Consider the following 699-nt stretch of genomic DNA (forward strand, 5'->3'; position numbering starts at 1 on the left):
GGCTGGAAATTCTCAGGCAGGTGCGCAACGGTGAGCAGTACACACCGACCCTGTTGCTCACGGCCCGTGATTCGGTGATCGATCGGGTCACTGGTCTCACGGCCGGTGCCGACGACTACATGTCCAAACCGTTCAGTCTCGAAGAGCTCGTTGCCAGGCTGCGGGGTCTGCTGCGGCGATCGAGTGTGCTTTCGACCGCCGACAATGAGGTGCTAAGGGTGGGCGGGCTCGTTTTGTACGGAGCATCGCGTGAAGTGATCCGCGATCACGACCCGGTGAGCCTGACCGGCACAGAGTTCGAGCTGTTGCGTTATCTCATGCGCAATCCGCGGCGGGTTTTGAGCCGCGCCGAGATTCTGGACCGGGTCTGGAACTATGGGTTTTCGGGTCGTACCAGCATTGTTGACCTCTACATCTCGTATCTACGCAAGAAGATCGATGCGGGACGTGCGCCGATGATTCACACGGCCCGTGGTGTCGGGTATATGTTGCGGCCGGCCGATGGCGCGTAGCCGTGTGCAATGGTGGCCGCCGAGATCGCTGCTGAGCCGACTAGCGATCGGCGTGTGCGCTGTCGTGACGGTGGTGTTGGTGGCTGTCGGGGCGGTATCGATTCTGACGCTTCGCAGCTACGTGACCAACATCAGTGACGCCCAGGTCGGGCGGGCATTGACCGCATTCGAGTACGCGCTACAAGAC

General features: G+C 61.1%; 1 protein-coding gene. It reads left to right on the forward strand.

Features of this window, described 5'->3' with window-relative positions; all coding sequences use genetic code 11:
* Nucleotides 1-512, forward strand: a 512-nt coding sequence (locus IMZ11_RS43040) for a response regulator transcription factor (protein ID WP_228649394.1), incomplete at its 5' end; no start/stop codon positions are given.
* Nucleotides 513-699: the final 187 nt, after the last annotated feature.

The sequence above is a fragment of the Microtetraspora sp. AC03309 genome (genome assembly GCF_020826795.1).
GTDB classification, from domain to species: domain Bacteria; phylum Actinomycetota; class Actinomycetes; order Streptosporangiales; family Streptosporangiaceae; genus Microtetraspora; species Microtetraspora glauca.